This is a genomic window from Vannielia sp. ABF1_015 (genome assembly GCF_056160745.1).
Map to the genome: position 1 here is coordinate 1,290,283 of NZ_JBSWXT010000001.1, position 21,830 is coordinate 1,312,112.

The 21,830-nt window shown below is 64.5% G+C and carries 5 protein-coding genes and 1 pseudogene; all 6 read left to right on the forward strand.

The genetic code is table 11. The annotated features are described in order from the left end of the window. Positions 1–232: 232 nt before the first annotated feature. The 6 genes and pseudogenes from ACXAG6_RS06595 (at position 233) to ACXAG6_RS06620 (ending at position 21,803) form a co-directional block, all read left to right on the forward strand. Positions 233–12,298 carry a DUF7507 domain-containing protein gene (locus ACXAG6_RS06595; RefSeq protein WP_475336255.1) on the forward strand — a complete coding sequence of 4,022 codons (12,066 nt, stop codon included), beginning with the start codon at positions 233–235 and terminating at the stop codon, positions 12,296–12,298. Between the two features lie 8 nt (positions 12,299–12,306). Continuing rightward, entirely contained in the window at positions 12,307–15,678 is a 3,372-nt protein-coding gene (locus ACXAG6_RS06600) for a hypothetical protein (protein WP_475336257.1), read from the forward strand. 62 nt (positions 15,679–15,740) lie between these two features. Continuing rightward, a pseudogene (locus ACXAG6_RS06605) lies at positions 15,741–16,062 on the forward strand (IS3 family transposase); the annotation flags it as partial. A gap of 283 nt (positions 16,063–16,345) precedes the next feature. Continuing rightward, positions 16,346–16,888: a helix-turn-helix domain-containing protein gene (locus ACXAG6_RS06610; protein WP_475336259.1), complete on the forward strand. Its 543-nt coding sequence runs from the start codon at positions 16,346–16,348 to the stop codon at positions 16,886–16,888. 6 nt (positions 16,889–16,894) lie between these two features. Next, positions 16,895–19,330 carry a GcvT family protein gene (locus ACXAG6_RS06615; RefSeq protein ID WP_475337932.1) on the forward strand — a complete coding sequence of 812 codons (2,436 nt, stop codon included), beginning with the start codon at positions 16,895–16,897 and terminating at the stop codon, positions 19,328–19,330. 25 nt (positions 19,331–19,355) lie between these two features. Then, positions 19,356–21,803 (forward strand): GcvT family protein, encoded by a 2,448-nt coding sequence (locus tag ACXAG6_RS06620; RefSeq protein ID WP_475336262.1) that lies wholly within the window; start codon positions 19,356–19,358, stop codon positions 21,801–21,803. Positions 21,804–21,830 lie beyond the last annotated feature (27 nt).

The following is a 21,830-nucleotide window of genomic DNA, read 5'->3' on the forward strand; positions in this document are numbered from 1 at the left end:
GGTTCGCATTCGACCGGACACTGCCCCGGTGCGTGGACCCGGGGCGAAAGGGGGGCCTTGGCCTTCCCACGCTCACCATCCCCGGTCGGAGGGGGGGGCTCCGGCGCCCTTGTGGCAAAGGGGATACACCGCCGGCTCAACCGGAGGTGGGGGTGGGCGCCCTATGTTGTTCCGCCCTGCCGGCAACTAGACTTTGTGGGAGTGGTCACGGTTTTGAATTGGGGAGAGTGTCTTGTCGCTGCGAAACCTTTTGCTGAAGTCATCGCTCCTTGCTGCCGTCACGGCCCTGATACCGGGATCGGAGGCTTCGGCCACCACCTTCACCAGCACGGTGCCGGGGGCGGGCATTCCGCTTCCCTCGGTCTATCCCGAAGCGGGGGGTGTCGTGATCGTGATGGTGGGCGTCAACGGCAATATCTATTACCAATTCTCCGACCCGGACGGCGCCTTCGTCGGCTTCCAGAACAACGGCCAGCCCGCGCGTTTCCGGGGCAACCCCTTCACCATCAACGATCCGATTCCGCTGGATTGCGGCATTCGCTCCTGTACCGAGTATTTTGGCGGGTCGATCGCGCAGGTTTACATCCGGTTTTCGGCCTATGACGGCGACACTCAGCCCGGCGGCTTCGATCAGAATGACATCAGCCTCATTCTGAACGGCACCAATGTAGGCAGCTGGTCGGGGCTGACGACCGAAATCACCAACAACTCGGGCACCACCAGCTTCGGCTTTGCTACCGGTTTCGGCAACAACACCTTCAACACCGGCTGGTTCAGCTCCACCAACCAGACCCTGCTGAACGACATCCTCACCAGCGGCCAGACCAGCACGCAGGTGTTCGACAGCGACCCCAATGACAACTACTGGGACTTCACCCGCGGCAACAGCCTCGGCGACGAGGCGCTGCGGACGATCGCGCCGGGCTACGAGTTCGAGAAGACAGCCGACAAGACGGAGTTCACGGCCGTTGGCGAGGTGATCACCTACACCTACGAGGTCACCAACATCGGGTCGGTGAACATCAACAACCTCACGGTGACCGACGACAAGATCCCGAATGTCACCTGCGACAAAACAACCATCAACGAAACGACCGGTGGTGGCACGGAAGAGATGGCGACCTGCACCGGAACATATGTGGTTACGCAAGAGGACTACGATGCGCAGGAGGTGGTCAACATCGCGCAGGCGCAGGGCGACCCGGAGTATGGCTCGCTGGGCGCGGTGACCGATAGCTGGGAGGTCGAGGGGCCCGCGGCATTGCAGCCGTCTCTTATTATAGAGAAAACGGCCAGCGTGGGCAGCTTCTCCACCGAGGGCGAGGTTATCACCTATACCTACGAGGTCACGAATGACGGGGATGCCACGGTTAGCGATATCGTTGTGACCGACGACCGGATCCCTGGCACGATCTGCACCATGGCCAGCCTTGTGCCGCAGGCGCCGAACAACACCCAGAGCTGCACCGCGCAGTATACGGTGACGCAGGCCGATATCGACGCCTTCATCAACAGCGGCACCCAGCTGATCAACGAGGCCGAGGCCGAGGGGGAAGACCCCAATGGCGCGACCGTGACCAGCCCCGTCGACAGCGTGGCGCTCGATGGCCCTGCGGCAACGCCGACATTGATCATCGCCAAATCGGCGCTACAGGCAGATTTCGATGCGGTCGATGACCTGATCCAGTTCGAGATTGCGATCACCAACACCGGCAACGTCACGTGGCCCGCACCGCCGACGATCACCGACGATCTGGTGAGCGATGCGGTGATTTGCCCGGCCGGCCCGGTGGCACCGGGAGCGTCGATCACCTGCACGGCAGACTACCGGATCCAGCAGGAAGACCTCGATGCCGAGGGGGTGGAAAACATCGCCGAGGCCAGCATTACCGTGGGCGGCGTGACCGAGACAGGGCAGGCCGATGTGACCGTGCCCGCCGTCATCACCACCGGACTTGAGATCCTCAAACAACAGCCTGCGGGAGATGCGACCACCTTCGAGGCTGTGGGTGAGGCGCTGAACTACGAGTATGTGCTGACCAACACCGGCAACGTCACGCTTGAGACGCCCACGATTGCCGATGACAAGGTGAGCGCCAGTTGCGCCGATGCCAGCATCCCGCCCGGCGGGTCGATCACCTGCACCTCGGATGCGCCTTATCTCGTGACGCAAGACGATCTCGACGCGGGAGAGGTGACCAACACTGCCTCCGCAGATGCCGTTACAGGGCAGGGCGCTCCGGTGGAGAGCGACCAAACGAGCCTGACCATTAACGCCGATCAGCAGCCGGAGATCACCCTCGCCAAGACCGCCGAGGCGGTGGACCCGGCGGATTACGCCCCGGGCCTTCCGGTGACCTATACCTACGAGATCACCAACTCCGGCAATGTGACCTTCACCGACCCGATCGAGGTGACGGATGACAGATTCCCCGGCCCGATCGACTGCGGCAACGCCCCGCTCGTGCCCGGCGCGTCGCGGACCTGTCAGGCGACCTATACAGTCACTCCGGCCGACTTTACCGCCGGCTCGGTGACCAACACCGCCACGGCGAGCGATGGCACGACGACCTCCAACTCCGACACGGCGACCGTGCCGCAGGATGGCACGCCCGGCCTTACACTGGTGAAGACGCCGCAGCCTGGCTCGACCTTCGATGCGGCGGGCGACAGCATCACATATGACTTTGAGGTGACGAACACCGGCGACACACTCTTCGTGCTCGGCCTCCAGAACTTCTCGGTCGACGACCCGAAGATCGCCGCAATCAACTGCCCGGCTGTGCCTGCGCTGCTTACGCCCGGGGATGCGATCACCTGTACCGGCACCTACAGCCCCGTTACCCAGGCCGAGGTGGATGCGGGCGAGGTGGTGAACACCGCGACCGCCAGCATCGACGCCCCTGCTGGCCGACTGACCTCGCCCAGTTCAACCGCGACGGTCGAAGCCGATATCTCCCCCGAGATGAGCCTAACCAAAACCGGCCCTGCCAGCTTCGGCGCGGTCGGCAGCACCGTGACCTATACCTTCGAGATCACCAACGAGACGGCGCAGACGATTTCTTCGGCGAGCGTGACCGACCCCAAGATCCCGGGTCTGGCGTGCAGCTTTACCGATATTCCGCCCAATGGCGTGGTGTCCTGCCAGGGCGAATATGTGGTGACACAGGCCGATCTCGACAGCGGCCAGATCGACAACACCGCCAGCGCCACCGGCATTGCCCCCACGGGCGAGAGCCTGAGCGCGACCGCGAGCGAGACGGTCACCGCCGACCCGGCGGCGCAGGTGCGCGCGCTGTCGCTCGACAAGACGGCCAACCTCGACCCCTTCGCGGCTGCGGGTGACGTGGTGAACTACAGCTTTGCCGTGACCAACACCGGCACCGTGACCCTGAGCGACATCGTCGTGGACGACCCGCTCTTGGGCTACAGCTGCACCATCGCCACGCTTGCTGTGACCGCGACCGACGATACCACCTGCACCACCACCTACACGATCACCCAAGCCGACATTGACCGCGGCTTCGTGGAGAACACCGCCACCGCCACCATTCCGGGCGAAGCGCCGGTGCCAAGCACCTCCAATATATCCGGCCCGGCCCGGAGTGCGGCTTTCACCGTCGAGAAGACCGCCAGCGCCGACACCGAGGTTGCTGTGGACACCGTGGTGACCTACAGCCACGTCGTCACCAATACGGGCAATGTCACGCTTGAAGACGTGACCCTGACAGACACTCACACCGATGCCTCCGGCAACGTCACCACGCTCACCTTTTCTCCCTCCAACGTGATCGCCAGCCTCGCCCCTGGGGCCAGCGTTACGTTGTTCACCAGCTACACCGTTACTCAGGCCGATATCGACGCGGGCGGCACCTTGGACAACGCCGTTAGCGCCACGGCCGATGCACCTGACGGGGTGGATGACCCGGTGGCCAGCGATGACGAAACTGTTGATCTGGAAGATGCCGCACCGGCACTTCGCGTGGTCAAGTCAGAAGAGGACGGCAATGGCAGCTACGGCGCTGTTTCCAGCGTCGAGTATTTCACCTTCGAGGTGTTCAACGATGGCAACGTGACGCTCTCGGGCCTCACCATCAGCGACCCGCTGACCGCCAGCAGTTGCCCCCTCGCCGATATCCCTCCCGGCACCAGCGTGACCCAATGCTCCAGCGGCAACCCGCTGCGTGTTGGCTATCCGATTACCCAAGAAGACGTTGACCGGGGCTCTCTGATCAACACTGTCACCGTTTCTGATGGCACGCTCACTGCGACCGACAGCGTTACGCTCTCTGGCCCGGCGCAGCTGCCGGCGATCTCGATGGTCAAGTCGCCCACTTCGGGTGCGGACTTCACCGACGTGGGCGACACCATCACCTATGACTACGTGATCACCAACGAGGGCAACGTGACCCTCACCGGCCCGTTCAGCGTGGTGGATGACAAGGTATCCGTCAGCTGTCCGGCAACGCCGACGGCGGGTATCTCCGTCAGTGCGCCGGGAAACACGCTCACTTGTACGGCGACCTATGCGGTGACGCAGGACGATCTGGATACAGGACAGGTGACGAACCTCGCCACCGCCTCGGTGACCCAATCGGTTACGCCGGGGGGCAGCGTGACCGTCGAGTCGGATGAGGAAAGCGCAACCGTTCTGGCGGACCAGGGCCCGGAGCTCTCGATCGACAAGCGGATCACCCCGAACACGCCGAGCACTTACCGCGACCCCGGTGACGAGGTGAGTTACGATTACATCGTCACCAACAGCGGCAATGTCACCATTCCCGGCCCGATCACCGTGGATGACGACCAGATCGGCACTGGTCTCACCTGCGCCGCGGGGCCGCTTGCGCCCGGTGCCAGCGTGACCTGCACCCATAGCTGGACGGCCGATCAGCCCGCCATCGACGCGGGCGAGATCACCAATACCGCCAGCCCCGTTGCCACTTTCGGCGGCGTGCCTGTGCCTGCGGGCAGTGACAGCGTGACAGCGCTGGCCGTGCAGGAGCCCGAGATGCTGATGGAAAAGAGCTTTGTCTCGATCACCAACGACACCTTCACCGTAAACGAGGTGATCACCTACCAGTACCGGGTGGAGAACACTGGAAACACAACGATCACCACAGAGCCGGTGGTATCGGACAACGTGATCACCGATCCGAACGACATTAGTTTGACGACCCCGGCGACCTTCCCTGCCGGGGGGCTGCTGCCGGGTGAAGAGCTTATTTACACCGGAACCTACACCGTGACGGCGAATGATGTGACGCTTGGGTCTGTCACCAATACCGCCACCGCCAGCAGCGATGGCACCACCTCCAACCCCTCATCTGTGACGACACCGGAAAACGTGGAAGCTGCGCTCGCCATCGAGAAGAGCGCCGATGTGACCAGCTTCTCGGCGCTGAACGACCCGATCATCTATACCTACACGGTCGAGAACTCCTCCGAGGGCACGGGTGGCATCGCCCCGGCAATTCCCGAGCCGATCACGGTTGAGGATGACAAGATCACCGGCACCATCAGCTGTGAACCCACCGACCTAGGCGTGCTCGACCCCGGTGAGACCACCACCTGTACTGCCACTTACTTGGTAACGCAGGAAGACCTGGACGCGGGCGAGGTGACGAACTCCGCCGTGGCAGAGGCCACCTTTGACCCTGCCGGAACTCCGACGCAGGTGCTCTCCCCCGCCGACAGCGTCACCGTCACCGGCGAGCAGCTGCCTGCGCTGACCACCGAAAAAACCGTGATCGCAGGGCCGGACCCGGCGGCGGAAGGCGATGAGCTCACCTACCGGATCACCACCGAGAACACTGGTAACCAGACGCTCTCGGGCGTCGAGATCACCGATGCCCGGATTCCGGCGCTGACCTGCACGGTTGATGCCGCACCCGCCGTGGTGCCGGTAACGCTTGACGTGGGCCAGTCGCTCGTCTGTGAGGGCACCTACACGGTGACGCAGGAGGATATTGACGCGCAGGAACTGGAAAACACTGCCGATGTCACCGCCACCAACCCGGCGGGCACGCCAGTGACCGACAGCGCCACCACGACCCATCCGCTTGAGGCGTATGATCCAGAGGTGACGGTGATCAAGGACCTGCGCGACACCGAGCCCGACGCCGCCTTCTCTGCTGTGGGGCAGGAGGTTGTTTACCTCATCACTGTGCAGAACACCGGCAACATCACCCTCGACACAATTGACGTGACCGACAGCATCGTGCCCGGCACCTGCACCGTTGGCCCGCTTGCACCGGGCGAGGAGGACGCAACCTGCGAGTTCACCTATACGGTGACGCAGGCCGACATCGACCGCGGCTTCATTGACAACACCGCCAGCGCCGAGGCCCAGCCCGCCACGCCGGACAGCGACCCGGTGACTGGGGAAGACACGCTCACCGGTGACGGGCCGGAGCAAGAGCCTGAATACGCGCTGAACAAGGTTGCTGACCTCGCCAGCTTCAACGCTGTCGGTCAGGTGATCACCTATACCTACACGGTGGCCAACACAGGGAACGTCACGCTGAACGCCAGCGGTACGGACCCGCCTGTTGTCAGCGATGACCGTATTTCCGCCATCACCTGCGAGCCGACACCTGCTGGCGGGCTGCTGCCGGGTGACTTCATTGAGTGCACCGGCACCGATACTGTCACGCAGGATGACCTTGACGCAGGCAGCATAACCAACGTTGCCTCGGTCTCCTCGGCTGAAGCGCCCTTTGATCCGGGCAACCCCGGCAATGCTGGCGCGACCGAGACAGTGCCTGCGGTGCAAACCCCCGGCGTGGCCGTTGTAAAGGAAGCCAACGACTCGACCGAGGTGGTCGAGGGGCAGACCATCACCTACAGCTACACCGTCACCAACACTGGCAATGTACGCTTGTTCGACGTGACCCTCACCGACGCCCACACCAGCGCCGCCGGCACTGCGCCGCTCGCCATTGAGAACGGCGGCGTGATCGCCACGCTGGAGCCGGGCGTGCCCGTCACGCTGACCGCCACTTACGAGGTGACGCAGGCCGATATCGACGCGGGCAATGACCTGACCAATGCCGTCAGCCTCACTGCGGACAGCCCCGATGGCAGCACGCCAACGGCCAGTGATGACGAGGTGGTCACCGTCGCGCCCGACCAGCCGGAACTGGAAGTGATCAAGCAGGTGCAGGGCACACCCGGCACCACGCTCAACAGCACCGTGACCTTCGAGATCACGGTGGAGAACACTGGCAACGTGACCCTGACAGGGGTCTCGCTAGCCGACACGCTTCGGCGGCAGGATGCCACCGACATCGCCCCCGCGCCCACGCCAGTTTTGACCGAGGGCGACGGCGCGGAGCTATCGCCCGGCGAGGTCTGGACCTACGAGGTGAGCCATGTGCTGACCCAGGAGGATATCGACGCGGGCGGGCTGGTGAACTCGGCCACCGCCACCGGCACCGCGCCGGATGGCGACCCGGTGAGCGACGTGTCCGACAACGGCGCTGGCAACGGTAGCAGCCCCACGCCCTTTGCCATCCCCGAAGCGCCTGCGGTGGAAACGCTGAAAGCGGTGACGATACCGGCCGAGGAAGTGGGCGAGGTGGTGACTTTCACCATCACGGTTGAGAACACCGGCAACGTGACCCTCACCGATGTGGCGGTGACCGACGATGGTCTCACCCGGCTCGACAGCACCCCGCTGACGCTGGCCTCCGGCCCCACATTCGCGGGCGCTACGCTCGGTTCCGGCGAGGGCACGCTTCAGGTGGACGAAGTGGCGAGCTACACCGCGACCTACGTGCTGACGCAGGATGATATTGATGCGGGCGGCGTGCAGAACGTGGCCACCGGCTCGGCGACTTCGCCGGGCGGGGCAGGGGTGCAGGACCCGACGGACACGCCGGCGGTGAACGAGATCGCCCCTGCCCCCGCCATCGACATGAGCAAGGCGCTCGCCGCGGGCGGACCGACCTTTGATGCCGTGGGCGATGTGCTGGACTACGAGTTCACTGTCGAGAACACCGGCAACATCACCCTCACCGATCAGATCGTGATCGACGATCCGCTCATCACCGATGCTGGCGGCACAATCGACTGCCCGGTGCCGCCCTATGCGCCGGGTGCGGTTGTTGTCTGTACCGGCAGCTATACCGTCACGCAGGACGACATTGACGCTGGCGAGGTGCTCAACAGCGCCACCGCCAGCGCGGGCGATGCCGATCCGGTGACCGATGACGAGACGGTTCCGGCCCAACAATTGCCTGCAGTGACGGTCGACAAGGTGGCAGAGGAGCTGCCCTCGGAGGAGTTCGTCACCGGGCGCGAGGTGAGCTACACCTACACGGTGGAGAACACCGGCAACGTGACGCTGACCGAGCCGGTCGCCATCTCCGACAACCTGATCCCCGATGTGACCTGTCCGGCGCTGCCCGCAGGCGGGCTTGCCCCCGGCGCGACGCTCGAATGCACCGGCACCTACACGATCACTTCGGAAGATGTGGAACTGGCCAGCACCACCAACCTCGCCACCGCGAGCAGCGGCGGCACAGACTCGCCGCAGGTGTCGGAGACCATCCCGCTTGATGGCGTGCCGGCCCTGACCATAGTGAAAGACCTTGGCTCCGTCACCGATGCGGGCGGTGCCCCGCGCGCGGACGACCAGTTTGCCGAGGTGGGCGACCTGATCACCTACAACTTCACCGTCACCAATACCGGCACCGTGGCCTTTGCCCGGCAGGTGGATGTGTATGACGATCACTTCCCCGATCCGATTGCCTGTTTCATCCCTGACCCGGCCACCAACCCCGACCTGATCGCGGGTGAAGTGGCCGAATGCTCGGCGGTTTACGAGGTGACGCAGGAGGATCTCGACGCGGGCGAGGTATTGAACTCGGCCTATGCGCAAACCGACTATGGTGACATCCCGACCATCGTGACCAGCCCGCCCGAAACCGAGCTGACCGAGGCGGCGACCGACCCGCAGATCGAGATCCTGAAAGAGGTCGACAGCGCCAGCTACACCCAGCCGGGCGACGTGCTGACCTATACGTTCACGGTCACCAACACCGGCAACCAGACGCTAAGCAGCGTTGAAGTGGCCGACCCGCTGCTGGCCGATCTGGATTGCAGCTTTGCCACCCTCGCGCCCGGGGCGGCAGAGATCTGCACCGGCACGCTGACCATCACCCAAGAGGAGATGGACGCGGGCCAGGTGGAAAATGTGGCCTCGGTCGAGGCGATCACGCCGCAGGGCGATGGGGTGGATGACACCAGCGATCCGGTTGTTTCCAGCGCGCCCGCGGTACCGAGCGAGCTGGTGCTGGTGAAGTCCGCCACGCCCACTCCCTTCGGCGGCGTCGGCAGCTCCATCACCTACGGCTTCGCGCTCACCAACAACGGCCCCTTCACGTTGGAAGACGTGACGGTGACCGACCCAATGGTGCCGGGCTTCAGCTGCACCGTGGCCAGCATCGCAGTGGGCGAGACCAACAGCTCGAGCTGCTCCATGCCCTACACGGTCACGCAGGAAGACGTGGACGCAGGCGAGATCACCAACAGCGCCTCGGCCACGGGCACCACGACCACGGGCCAGACCTCGGAAGCAGTGGACGAGATCACCACACTAGGCCCCGATGCGGACCCGTCGATTGACGTGATCAAGACGGCCATCGTGCCCGCAACCACGGTTGGCTCGGTCGTGACCTACGAACTGGCAGTGGAGAACACCGGCAACGTGACGCTCGATATCTCGGGCATTTCCGACGAGATGGAGCGGATCGCCACCGGGCGACCGACCTTCCTGACCACGCCGTTCGTCTATGCCTCCGGCGATGCCGACACAGACGACCGTCTCGATGTGGGCGAAACTTGGGTGTACACGGCGACCTATGAGATCACTCAGACCGATGTGAACGCGGGCGGGGTCTCCAACACCGCGACAGTCACCGCGACTGACCCGAGCGGCACGCTGGTTACCGGCGTTTCCGATGATGGTGTGGATGGCAACGGCGACGACAATCCGACGCTGGTTGAGATCACCCCCGAGCCTGTGCTCGACGTGGTCAAATCCATCTCTCAGACGGGGACCGTGGCGGATGACGAGGTGATCTTCCTCATCGAAGCCTTCAACCGGGGCAACGTGAGTATCCTCAATGCCGAGCCGAGCGACGTGCTGACACGGCGCGATGGCACCGACATAAGCGCCGGGGTTTCGGCACCGGTGCGGGTGGGACCGAATGCCACCGCCCAGACCATCGAACCCGGTGAAAGCTGGCAGTGGGAGGTGAGCTACACGCTGACGCAGGAGGATGTGGACGCCGGTGGCATCTCGAACCTTGCGACGGTTGATGCCGAGGGGCCGCAGGGCGACCCTGTGAGCGATGTCTCGAGCGACGATGACCCGGGCGATGGCAACCCGGCCGTAGACCCGACAGAACTGGTCATCGAGGCCGCGCCGGGCATCGAGACGGTGAAGAGGGTCATCGCCGGTGCACCAACGGCGGCGGGCGAGAGCGTGACCTTCGAAATCGTGGCGGCCAATACCGGCAACGTGACCCTCTCGGGCGTGACGCTGGAAGATACTCTGACCAATCTCGACGGCACCCTGCTCACCCCCGACAGCATCAGCCCCGCGCTTGATGCGGGCGGCGATATCGGGCCGGACGAGAGCACAAGCTGGCAGGTGGTCTACACGCTCACTCAGGAGGATGTGGACGCAGGCGGCATCGAGAACACCGCGACCGCGACAGGCACCAACCCCGGCGGCCTGCCGATTTCGGATATGTCGGACGATGGCGATGATGACGACGGCAATGCGCTGAACGACCCGACACAGGTGATCGTGGCACCCGATAACACGCTGAACGTCGAGAAGACGGCCTCCACGCCCGAGCGGGTGGCGGGCAGCCTCTTCCGCGTGACCTTCACCATCGCGGCCGAAAACGCGGGCAACGTGACGCAAGAGAACGTGCAGGTTACCGACGATCTTGCTGCATGGGTTGTGCCTGCCGAACTTTCGAGCGTGACGGTGCCTGTCGTGTCCGGCTTCGAGGCGGCCAGCCCCAATACCGGTTTCGATGGCGCGAGCGATACTGCCACGCTGGCCCCCGGCGCGGTGCTGCTGCCCGGCCGGACCGGGACAGTGACCTTTACCGTGGAGTTCGACATCGCGGATGGAAGCCCGGCACAGGACAACGTGGCCGAGGTCACGACCGATCGTGTGACCGTGCCGGTAACGGCGGCAGCGGGCATTCCGGGGCTTGAAGAGGAACCAGACCTGCTGGCCGAGAAAACCGTGCTCTCTGCCGGGCCGTTCCGCGCGGGCTCGATCGTGCGCTACGAGGTGACCTTCACCAACAACAACACGACCGGCGAAAGCGGGCTGACGCTGGTGGACCAGCTCCCCGGCGGCATGCGCTATGTGACCGGCAGCGCCACCTTCAACGGGGCAGAGACGCCTGCCCCGGTTGTCAGTGGTCGCACCCTGCGCTGGGACGACATCGACCTCGCCCCCGGTGAAACGGCCACCCTTCGCCTTTCGGCTCTGCTGCTCGAAGGGGCAGGGGAGTTCACCAACATCGCCTTCGCTTTGGATGACCGGGGCGTGCAGGTTTCCAACACTGCCGAGGCCACGATCGACGTGGCGCCAGAGCCGGTGTTCGATTGCGGCGATGTGATCGGCAAGGTCTTCGATGACCGGAATGGAAACGGCTATCAGGATCCACCTCCGGGCCGTCCTGCTGTGGTGAGCGATCAGGAGTATTACTCCAAGGGCAAGTTCCAGACTGCGCCCGAGGTAATCGAGCAGCAGCAGAAGGGCGAGCCGGGTATTCCAGGGGTGCGCCTTGTCACGGTGCGCGGCGATATCATCACCACCGACGAGTTTGGCCGCTACCACGTGCCTTGCGCGCTGCTTCCGGCCAAGATCGGCTCCAACTTCACCCTCAAGCTCGACGAGCGCTCGCTGCCCACCGGCTACCGGGTGACCACCGAGAACCCGCGGGTGATGCGCCTGACGGCAGGCATCATGACCGAGCTGAACTTCGGCGCGAAGCTGGGCAAGCTGGTCGAGGTGGACCTGACGGCCAAGGCCTTCGAGCGCGGCACCAACCGGCCCTCTGCGGCGCTGGTGCAGGGTGTGGACGGGCTGGTGAAACAAATAGGCAAGACCCCAACGGTGCTGCGGGTCACCTACTACCGGGCGAGTGAAAGCCCCGATCTGGCGCGCGCCCGCCTGAGGGCGGTGGAGGCGCTGATCCGCAAGCGCTGGCGCGGCGGCTACAAGCTCCAGATCGAAACGACGATTGCGAGGGTTCAGTGATGTTCGGCATGGTCAGAAACTTCGGTCTTCGCAGCCTGCTTCTCGGAGCTACGGCAATTGTGGCGCTGCCGGTGCGCGCGCAAGATGGCGCGGGCTTTGCCATCTCCATTGACGGGGCCACGGTGGCGGGCGATCCGGTGATCCAGCGCACGGTGCCGCGCCCTGACGTGCAACTGGCGGAGGCCGACCTGCGCATTCAGTATGGTGGGCTCACCGTCACGCCCCGGCTCGACCTCGAGATCGTGGGCGATGCGCTGGGGCCTGTGGTGCAGCTTCAGACGGCGCTGAACTACCCGGCCTTCGTGCAACGCGCCGAGATCCTCGTTTACGATGCCACAACGCGCGGCGCGCCCCGGCTGGCGAGCCGTCAGGCCGTGGCGGTGAACGGCGCGGCCAGCGTGACCGTACCGGGCGAAGAGGCCTATGCGGTGCTGCGGGTCTATGACGCCAAAGGCCGCTTCAACGAAACCGCCCCGCTGGCGCTCCACACGGCCGACAGCCGGGCGCGGGTGGATGGCGTGGAGGAGGGCACCGACGCCACCGCGCGGCAGGGCTTTCGGGTCTATGGCGGGGCGGTGACCGTTTCGGGCAGCAGCGTGGCGCCGGGTGCGCGGGTGGTGACGATGGGGGAGACCATCCGCCCCGATGCCTCGGGCCGCTTCGTGGTGCAGCGCATTCTGCCGCCGGGCCGCTACCCGGTGCAGGTAGCGGTGCAGGGCGGCGGGCAGAAGGTGGATATCGTCCGCGATATCACCGTGCCCCGCTCCGAACGGTTCTACGTGGCCACCGGCGATGTGACATGGGGCTTCAACGAGGTCTCCGGCGAAGAGCGCGAAACCTACACCACCGGGCGCTTTGCGGGCTATCTCAACAGCCGCTACGCCAGCGGCACCGAGCTCACGCTGCAACTCGACACCGGTGAAGGCGATATCGGCGATATCTTCCGCGACCTCGACGAGCGAGACCCGCGATCGGTGCTGCTGCGGGTGGACCCGGATGACCTCTATCCGACCTACGGCGACGACAGCACGCTGGTGGATGACACGCCTACCTCGGGCAAATTCTACCTCCGGGTCGAGCGCGACAACAGCTACCTGACCTGGGGCGACTTCAAGGCCGATGTGAACGGTGGCTACCTGCGTAACGAACGCACGCTCTACGGCTTTTATGGCCATTACGAGACCCCGGCGGCCACCAGCCACGGCGAACCGCGTGCAACGGTCGACGTGTATGCCGCCCAGCCCGAGCGGATCACCCAGCGTGACGTGCTGCGCGGCACCGGCGGCTCGGTCTATTTCTTGCGGCGGCAGGATATCGGGATCGGCACCGAGACGGTGACAATCCAGATCCGCGATGCCTCCACCGGGCGCGTGCTGGAAACGCGCCGATTGATCGCCGGTCAGGACTACCAGATCAACTACATCCAGGGCGTTGTGACGCTGGCTGCGCCGCTTTCGTCTTACGGCAGCGGCAACGGGTTGGTCATCACCGATCCGGGTGGCTCCAACGATGTGAACCTCGTGGTGAACTACGAGTATTCGCCAACCTCCACCGATGTGGACACCTTTGCCTATGGCGGGCGTGTGGAAGGCTGGGTGAGCGACAAGGTTCGCCTGGGCGTGACGGTGATGAGCGAAGACACCGACGACGGTGACCAACGCGCAGCCGGGGTGGACCTGCTCTGGCGGCATAGCGAGAACACCTTCGTTTCGCTCGACTATGCAATGAGCGAGGGGCCGGGCTTCAGCTCCAACCTCTCCACCGATGGCGGCCTCGTCTTCGATACATCCACCGGCGCAGGCGGCAATGGCGAAGCCTTCCGGCTCGACACGCGCGTGGACCTGCAAGATCTGGGGCTCAGCGCCGAGGGGTTCTTTGCCGGCTACTTCGAGCGGCGCACCGCGGGTTTCTCGACCCTCGATTACGACACTACCAACGACGAAGAGCTTTGGGGCGTGAGCCTCGACATGAAGGCCAGCGACCGGCTCGATCTGGCGTTCTACTACGACAGCTACGAGAATGACGCGGGCGAGCATGACAAGGAGGGCGGGGTTGAGCTGGAATATGCGCTGAGCCAGCGCATGACCCTTGGCGTGGGCCTCGAGCATCTTGACCGTCGCGACAGCAGCGACGACGGCAACCGCACCGATGCGGCGGTGCGCCTGACCTATGCCACCGGCCCGGAGACCGAGGTTTATGGCTACGTTCAGAAAACCCTTTCGCGCTCGGGCGACCTCTCCCGAAACGACCGCTACGGCGTGGGCGGCACCTTCGAGCTGGGCCGCAACTGGACGCTGGAAGGCGAGCTATCGGATGGTGACCTCGGGAGGGGGGGGCGGCTGCTCTTCCGGCACGAGAAGGGCGAGTACGAGACCACCTACTTCGGCTACGAGCTGGACCCGGACCGCGAGCTGACAGGGGTGGATCTTGATGGCAGCGACAACGGGCAGTTCGTCTTCGGCGGCACCCGGGAGCTGGGCGACGGGCTCACCGCCTTCGGCGAGAACACCTACGACATGTTCGGCAAGCACCGGGCGCTCACCTCGAGCTATGGCGCTCAATACAAGCACACCGACTACCTGACCTACTCGGGCACCTTCGAATACGGCCAGATCCGCGACCAAGTGAACGGCGACTTCGAGCGCCATGCGCTGAGCCTCGGTGTAGCCTATCAGAACGAGCGGACCACCGCCTCAGCGCGTCTGGAGTTTCGTAAGGAGGACGGCTCGATCTCGGGCTCGTTGCGTGACAGCGAGACCCTCCTCTTCGTGGCCGACGCACGGCACGAAATCGACGATGCGCGCAGGCTCGTGTTCAGCCTCGATGCCTCGACCACCGAGGGCGAGGGGGTGATTGTGGAGAGCGGCGACCTCGTAGACCTGCAGCTGGGCTATGCCTTGCGCCCGGTCGACAACGAAAAGCTGAACATCCTCTTCCGCTACCGCTACCTGCTCGACACCTACGGCGAACAACTCGACAACGACGACGAGCCGGGCGCGCTGCAACGGACCCATGTGCTTTCTGCCGAAGCCTCCTACGACTTGAACAAAGAGTGGACACTCGGGGTGAAGGTGGGCGGCCGCTTAAGCGAGACCGCCGCCGATAAAGACAGCGACTGGGAGCAGAACAACGCAACCCTCGCGGTGGCCAACCTGCGCTATCACTTCGTGCACAACTGGGATGCGCTGGTGGAGGTGCGGGCGATGCACTTCGAGCAGACCGGCACCACCGAATACGGCGGCCTCGGCGCGGTTTACCGGCATATCGGGCCGAACGTGAAGCTCGGGCTGGGCTACAACTTCGGCTCCGTCTCCAGCGATCTGACCGACATCGAATACGATGAGCGGGGCGCCTTCGTGAACCTTGTGGCGAGCTTTTAGGCACGGGCGGAACTGAGCAGGTCGAGCTGGAAAAACGCCGTCCTCTTTCGGACGTTCAATAGATCAGGATGGTTCTTGATGGCCTGAAGGGCGAGGACAGCATTGCCGAGCTGTGCCGTCGTGAAGGCATTGCCCAGAGCTTGTACAATAGCTGATCCAAGGAATTCCTCGAGACTGGAAAGAAGCCTCTGGCGGGCGACGCGCCGCGTGCGGCAACTTCGTCAGAGGTCAAGGATCTGCGCCTTGAGGCCCGTGATCTGAGGGAAGTTGTCGCTGAGCAGGCCCTGGAACTGCGGATGCTCAAATGCGCATGATCGCGTATGGGGAAGACGACGAATGAGGTATCCCGCATCCGAGAAGCCGGAGATCATCCGCCGCGTTGAGTGACTGTTTCAATCACCCAAGCCAGCCGCTGACGATTCCTCCCTTCGCGTTGCACGCCCATTCTGATCCGCCCCCGGGTAAGTCGATACATCGCCTCCTTTGTGGACGCTCGGCGGCAATTCCGACCAAAAACTACTCGATTATCGCCGCTCCCCGCGCGCTATGAAAAAACATCGGAAAATTTCATTTGTCTTCCTTGAAATTTCCGGTCTATTTTTCACGAAGGGCTTGCAACAAGCCAGCCGCCGCGTGAGCCGGCGGCCCCGAAAGCGGCGGAGTCTAGATGATTGGCGGCGACATCAGAGCATTGCGCACGACACGGAACCTGACGCTCAAGGAGTTGGCGGAGGCGCTTGACCGGTCCGTAGGTTGGCTGAGCCAGGTGGAGCGCGGCTTGTCTGAACCGTCGATGAAGGACCTCCGCGCCATGGCCCGGATCTTCGACGTGCCGCTTTCGATGTTCTTCGGGGCCACCGACGGTCCCGAAGAGGAGCGCGGCCACGTTGTCCGCGCGAGCGCCCGCCGCGAGATCGGTGAGCGCGACGAAGGCCTCGTCGAATCCCTCGTCTCGCCAGACCTGACCGACGAATTCGAGGTCATCCACTCCACCTTCCTGCCCGGCAGCGCGCTCGACGAACCCAAGCAGCGCGCCACCACCGAGGTCGCTTACCTCGTCTCCGGGCGGCTCGACATCTTCATCGGCGATCAGCGCTTCACCATCGAGGCGGGCGACAGCTTCCGCATCAAGGGCTCCGAATACCGCTGGGCCAATCCCTACAACGACCCCGCCTGCGCGATCTGGGTCATCTCCCCCCCTGTCTACTGAGGTTTCATCATGGCTCTTCCCTCCACGGCCCGTGTGGTCATCATCGGCGGCGGTGTCGTCGGCACCTCCGCTCTGTACCATTTGGCCAAGGCCGGTTGGACGGATTGCGTCCTGCTTGAGAAAAACGAGCTGACTGCGGGCTCCACATGGCATGCGGCGGGCAACTGCCCCAACTTCGCCGCCGACTACGGCATCATGAACATGCAGCGCTACGGGCTGGCGATGTATCGCGATCTGGCAGCCGAGGTCGATTATCCGATCAATTATCACGTCACCGGCGCGGTGCGGCTGGCCCACACCCACACGCGAATGATGGAGTTCGAACGCGTGGCCGACATGGCCGCCCAAATGGGCCTGCAAATGGACATGTGCACACCCGATGAGCTTCAGGCCCACATGCCCTTCATGGAAACCCATGATCTCGAAGGCGGGCTCTGGGATCCGCTCGATGGCGATATCGACCCCTCTCAGGTCACGCAGGCGCTGGCCAAGGGTGCCCGCGCGCTTGGCGCCACCATCGCCCGCTTCACCCCCGCCACCGGCGTCAGCCGGGAGAATGGCGAATGGGTCGTGCACACCGAACAGGGCGACATTCGCGCCGAATACGTGGTGAACGCCGCCGGCTACTACGCCGCCCGCGTCGGCGAGTGGTTCCTGCCGCACGGCGGGCGCGAGGTGCCGCTCACCGTCATGAGCCATCAGTATTTCCTCACCGAGGCGATCCCCGAGATCAGGGCCTGGACCGAGGAGAACGGCCGCAAGGTGCCAATGCTACGCGACGTCGACAGCTCGTATTATCTGCGCCAGGATACCTATTCGCTGAACCTCGGGCCGTATGAGCGCAACTGTCAGGTCGGCTGGGCATCGGGCGCGGAGATGCCCGAGGATTTCAGCTTCCAGCTGTATCCCGACGATCTTGACCGTCTGGAATGGTACATCATGGATGCAATGGAGCGCGTGCCGCTGCTGGGCTCCCAAGGTGTGCAGCGCAACATCAACGGCCCGATCCCCTACGCGCCCGATGGCCTGCCGATGATCGGCCCCATGCCCGGCGTGCCCAATGCCTTCGAGGCGCACAGCTTCACCTTCGGCATCGCGCAGGGCGGCGGCGCGGGCAAGGTGCTGTCCGAATGGATCATGCATGGCTACACCGAATGGGATATGTGGTCGGTCGATCCGCGCCGCTACACCGACCACGCCGATGCCAGCTTCACCACCGCCAAGGTGATCGAGACTTACGGCCACGAATACGCGATGCACTTTCCGCATCACGAATGGCCCGCCGGGCGCGACAAGAAGCTGTCACCCAACCATGAGCGCCTGCTGGCCGATGGCGCGCAGATGGGCGCCTACAACGGCTGGGAGCGCGCCAACTGGTTCGCCAAGGCGGGCGACGACACCTCCGAAGAGGCAACCCACACATGGGATCGGAACGGCCCGTGGCACGCTCGCGTCCGCGAAGAGGTGGAGGCCGTGCGCGATGGCGCGGGGGTGATCGACCTCGCCGGCTTCTCGCGCTTCGGCCTCAAGGGGGACGGCGCCGCCGAAGCGCTGCGCGGCCTCGTAACCGGTGCCCTGCCCAAGGTGGGCCGGATGAACCTGATCTACATCGCCGACGACCGGGGCCATGTGCTGACAGAGATGTCCTGCATCCGCCACGGCGAGGATGATTTCACCTTGATGACCGCCGCCGTGGCGCTTTGGCACGATGGCGAGATCCTGCGCGCCGCCATGCCCGAGACGGTGACGATCACCGACAAGACCCGCGACGTGGTGGCCATGCTGGTCACCGGGCCAAAATCGCGCGAGGTGCTCGCCGGGCTTTCCGATGCCGATCTGACCCTCGGCTGGCTGACCCACCAGCAGGCAAACGTGGCCGGCAAGCCCGCGATGCTGGCCCGCGTCTCCTTCGCCGGCGAGCTGGGCTGGGAGGTGCATTGCGCCCCCGAGGATGCCGCCGCCGTCTATGCCGCGATCCGCGACGCGGGCGCCGCGCCCTTCGGGATGTATGCGCTGAACTCCATGCGCATCGAAAAGGGCTACCTGACGTGGAAGGGCGATCTGTCCGCCGACTACGGCCTCTACGAGACCGGCCTCGGCCGCTTCGTCAAACTGGACAAGCCGCAGGACTTCCCCGGCAAGGCCGCGTTGGCCGAGGCCACGCAGCCGCCCGCGAAACGGCTGGTCTCGCTGACGGTCGAGACCGGGCAGCAGGACGCGCCCTACATGGCCAGCGTCATGCAGGGCGACACGCTGGCTGGCGTGGTGCTCTCCTCGGCCTATGGCCACCGGGTCGATGCGGCCATCGCGCTGGCCATGCTCGATGCCTCCGTTCCGGCAGGCGCCACCGTCGAGGTGGTCGTCTATGGCCAGCGGCTGAGCGCCACGGTCAACGAATGCCCCTGCCTGTGGGATGCGGACAACGCCCGCATCCGCGCCTGACCCCCGATCTGAAAGGACGCTAACAATGGCTCTCCCCCCTGAACGCGCCCGCGTCGTGATCGTCGGCGGCGGTGTGATCGGCTGCTCCGTGGCCTATCACCTCACACAACTCGGCTGGAAAGACGTGGTGCTGCTCGAACGCAAGCAGCTCACCTCCGGCACCACATGGCACGCGGCAGGCCTCATCGCCCAACTGCGCGCCACCAAGAACATGACCAAGCTGGCGAAATATAGCCAAGAGCTCTACGGCCAGCTCGAAGAGGAAACCGGCGTTGCAACCGGCTTCCGCCGCAACGGCTCCATCACCGTGGCCCTGTCGGACGAGCGCCGCGAAGAGATCCTGCGGCAGGCGTCGATGGCCCGCGCCTTCGGCGTCGAGGTCGAAGAGATCAGCCCGTCCGAGCTGAAAACCCGCTACCCCCATGTCAACGTCGATGACGTGAAGGCCGCCGTCTACCTCGACAAGGATGGCCAAGGTGATCCGGCGAACATCGCACTGGCGCTGGCCAAAGGCGCCAAGATGCGCGGCGCGCAGGTGATCGAGCGCACCAAGGTCACGGGCTTCGGCCGCGATGGGCGCCGCATCAACAGCGTGTCCTGGCAGGCCGAGAGCGGCGAGAGCGGCACCATCGAATGCGAGATGGTCGTCAACTGCGCTGGCATGTGGGGCCACGAGGTTGGCCGCCAGATGGGCGTCAACGTGCCCCTCCACGCCTGCGAGCACTTCTACATCGTCACCGACACCATCCCCGGCCTCACCCAGCTGCCCACCCTGCGCGTCCCCGAGGAATGCGCCTATTACAAGGAAGACGCGGGCAAACTGCTGCTGGGCGCCTTCGAGCCCGTGGCCAAGCCCTGGGGCATGAACGGCATCTCCGAAGACTTCGAGTTCGACCAACTCCCTGAAGATTTCGACCACTTCGAGCCGATCCTCGAACAGGCGGTCAACCGTCTGCCCATGCTGGCCGAGGCGGGCATCCACACCTTCTTCAACGGGCCGGAAAGCTTCACCCCCGATGACGCCTATCACCTTGGCCTTGCGCCGGGGATGGACAACGTCTGGGTCGCCGCCGGGTTCAACTCCATCGGCATCCAGTCGGCAGGCGGCGCGGGCTCTGCGCTCGCCGCGTGGATGGACACGGGCGAAAAACCCTTCGATCTGGGCGATGTGGACATCGCGCGGATGCAGCCCTTCCAAGGCAACAAGACCTACCTCTTCGAACGGTCCAAGGAAACGCTGGGCCTGCTCTACGCCGACCACTTCCCCTACCGCCAGAAGGCCACCGCCCGCGGCATCCGCCGCTCGCCGCTGCACGAGGCATTGCTGCGCGAGGGCGCGGTCATGGGCGAATTCTCGGGCTGGGAGCGCGCCAACTGGTTCGCGGACGAAGGGCAAACACCCGAATACCAATACAACTGGAAGCGCCAGAACTGGTTCGACAACGCCGCGCGCGAGCACAAGGCCATCCGCGAGAACGTCGGCATTTACGATATGTCCTCCTTCGGCAAGATCCGAGTCGAGGGCCCGGATGCCGAGGCGTTCCTCAACCACGTCTCCGCCTCCAACCTCTCGGTCCCGGTCGGCAAGATCGTCTACAGCCAGCTGCTCAATGCCTCCGGCGGGATCGAGGCGGATGTGACCATCACCCGCCTGTCGGAAACCGCCTACCTCGTCGTCACCCCCGCCGCTACGCGGCTGGCCGATCAGGAATGGATGCGCCGCCACATGGGCGATTTCCGCGTAACCCTGTTCGATGCCACCGCGTCCGAAGCCGTGATCTGCGTCATGGGGCCCAAATCGCGCGACCTGCTGGCGCGGGTGTCGCCCAACGACTTCTCCAACGAGACAAACCCCTTCGGCACTGCGCAGGAGATCGAGATCGGCATGGGCCTCGCCCGCGCGCACCGCGTCACCTATGTGGGCGAGCTGGGCTGGGAGCTGTATGTCAGCACCGACATGGCCGCTTATGTCTTCGAGGTGCTGCGCGAAGCGGGCCGCGACATGGATGCCAAGCTGTGCGGGCTGCACATGATGGACAGTTGCCGCATCGAAAAGGGCTTTCGCCACTTCGGGCATGATATCTCGTCCGAGGATCACATCCTGGAGGCAGGCCTCGGCTTTGCGATCAAGAAAACCGATGTGGATTTCATCGGCCGCGACGCCGTGCAGCGCAAGCGTGACGAGGGCCTGCAAAACCGCCTCGTCCAGTTCAAGCTGACCGACCCGGAGCCAATGCTCTATCACGCCGAACCCATCGTGCGCGACGGCGCCATCGTCGGCTACCTCGCGTCCGGCGCTTACGGCCACCACCTCGGCGCGGCGATGGGCATGGGGTACGTCCCCTGCGCAGGTCAGTCGGTGCAGGATGTGCTCGGCTCCACCTACGAGATCGAAGTCGCCGGTCGCCGCGTCCGGGCCGAGGCCTCGCTCAAACCCTTCTATGACCCGAAATCGGACCGCGTGAAGGTCTGACCGTCACGCCCACCAGCAACCAACAGG